This is a genomic window from Paenibacillus forsythiae T98 (assembly GCF_000520735.1).
Lineage (GTDB): Bacteria > Bacillota > Bacilli > Paenibacillales > Paenibacillaceae > Paenibacillus_AQ > Paenibacillus_AQ forsythiae.
This window is the reverse complement of the sequence record NZ_ASSC01000694.1, coordinates 1-1595: the sequence shown is the minus strand read 5'-3', so window position 1 is coordinate 1595 and position 1595 is coordinate 1. Positions and strand designations below refer to the sequence as shown.

Genomic DNA, 1595 nt, shown 5'->3' with positions numbered 1-1595 from the left:
TTTGGCAGCAGGTGCTCGGTCTTCCCCAAGTGGGAGTACAAGACAACTTCTTCGAAATCGGAGGCCACTCGTTGCGGGCAACGACGCTGGTCGCGATGATGCAAAAAGAGTTGGGTGTCGACATTCCGCTGCGGGCAGTATTCCAGGAGCCGACCATCGAACAAATGGCGCACATGATCGAAGGCCGGGAATCGTTCGCATACTCGACAATTCCCGCGGTTGAGCCGAGAAGCTCCTATCCTGTTTCTTCGGCGCAAAAACGATTGTACATCCTAAGTCAGATGGAAGGCGGAGAACTCAGCTACAATATGCCGGGCGTCATGACAGTGGAAGGGGCGCTGGACCGGGAACGGCTGGAAGAAACATTCCGCAGGCTCATCCGCCGCCACGAATCGCTGCGAACCGGCTTCGAACTGGTAGACGGGCAACTGGTGCAGCGGATATACGAGGACGTCGCATTTGCGGTGGAGTATGAGCAGGCCAGCGAAGAAAAATCGGCGGAGCTCATTCGGGAATTCGTGCGCCCCTTCGATCTGAAACAGGCGCCGCTCTTGCGGGTGGGACTGATCGAGATGGAGCAAGATCGCCATATGCTGCTGTTTGACATGCACCATGTCATTTCCGATGGCGCCTCCATGAGTCTATTCATTCGGGAATTTGTTCAGTTGTATGAAGGAACGGAGCTACCGCCGCTTCGGATTCAGTACAAGGATTATGCGGCATGGCAGCGGACGGACGTTCAAAGCGCACGGATACGCAAGCAGGAAGCCTACTGGCTGGATGTGTTCCGCAGCGAAACCCCCGTACTGGAGCTGCCGACGGATTATGCGAGACCTGCGGTAAGAAGCTTCCGGGGGCATACGTTTGAATTTGTCATCGGCAGCCAAAAGAGCGAACGATTACGGGCGCTTGCGGCACAAACCGGCTCGACGCTGTTCATGGTGCTGCTCGCTGCTTATACGACGCTGCTGGCCAAGTACAGCGGACAGGAGGATATTGTCGTAGGGACGCCTATTGCCGGAAGAAGGCATGCGGATCTGGAACCGATTGTCGGGATGTTTGTCAACACGCTGGCCATCCGGACGGCGCCGGTTGGGGAGAAGACGCTCCATGCCTACGTACAGGAAGTGAAGGAAACGGCCTTGCGAGCGTATGAAAATCAGGATTATCCGTTTGAACAACTGATCGAGACGCTGGATGTGAAACGAGATGGAAGCCGGAATCCGCTGTTTGATACGATGTTTGTCCTGCAAAATACGGAACACGAGGAACTGAGCATCGAAGGACTGACCTTCACTCCTTACCCGAGCGAACAGAATGCGGCCAAATTCGATCTCACACTCAGCGCGGTGGAGAAGGACGGAGAAATCGCCTGCATCATCGAATATGCGAGTTCGCTGTATAAGCAGGAGACCATCATACGGATGGCACAGCACTTCGAACAGTTGATCGACGGCATGGTGGAGAATCCGCAGACGAAACTCTCGCTGCTCGAGATCGTCACTCCACAGGAGAAAGCGCAAATTCTGAACGTATTTAACGATACGGCAGCCGATTATCCGCGGGAGAAGACGATTCATCAGTTGTTCGAAGAG

General features: G+C 54.7%; 1 protein-coding gene. It reads left to right on the top strand.

The genetic code is table 11. The features are described 5' to 3' along the window. On the top strand, positions 1-1595 hold a 1595-nt coding region (locus tag L692_RS29710; RefSeq protein WP_036724871.1), incomplete at both ends, for a condensation domain-containing protein.